The organism is Vibrio sp. 1580 (genome assembly GCF_033340055.1).
The window spans coordinates 1-601 of record NZ_JAWOVT010000452.1 but is presented as its reverse complement, the minus strand read 5'-3'; the positions used below and the strand labels follow the sequence as shown (position 1 = coordinate 601).

The following is a 601-nucleotide window of genomic DNA, read 5'->3' as shown; positions in this document are numbered from 1 at the left end:
TATCGGAAGGCGCAAGTGCCACGCCACCTACAGCGAATTTCACTGGGACAAAAAACAGTGCCAGAGTAATAGCTGCAAGGAGTGGAACGGTATTACTTATCGGTACAGAGCTGTTGGTAGATTCCATAATAGCCCTCTCGAAATTTGTTGATGGTGTAGAGTTTGGCTCGGTTGACGGAATAATGACTTGCCGAATTGTAAAGAGCCGCGTCTTCGCATAGCTCTGCAACCTTTTGCGCAAGCAGATTGCTATCACCGACTTCGAACAGATATTTTGAGCTGCCGGTAACCTCATCTAATCCCGGAACATCGGACGCGAGTACGGGCAAACCTGCTGCCATCGCTTCTACGGCGGCGAGCCCGAATCCTTCAACGTGGGAAGATTGCACGTAGATATCCATATCGCTGAGAAAACGAGGGATATCGGATACGACTCCGTGAAAATGCACGCGAGGTGAAACGTTTAACGATTGAGCAAGTCGTTGAAGCGAGGCTTTTCTATCTCCATCTCCAGCAAGGTGTAAGTGGTAGCACTCAGGCAGTTTTGCGATGGCGTGAATTAACGTTTCGTGATCTTTGTGTTCATGTAGTCGACCAACCA

Annotated in this window: 1 protein-coding gene and 1 pseudogene; both read right to left on the bottom strand. The window is 48.8% G+C overall.

The window, feature by feature from the left end; all coding sequences use genetic code 11:
* Positions 1-127: pseudogene (locus R7093_RS26545) on the bottom strand (ligase); the annotation flags it as partial.
* A partial coding sequence (locus R7093_RS26540) for a glycosyltransferase (protein WP_318147192.1) occupies positions 93-601 on the bottom strand: 509 nt, incomplete at its 5' end. The pseudogene R7093_RS26545 and the gene R7093_RS26540, both read right to left, overlap by 35 nt.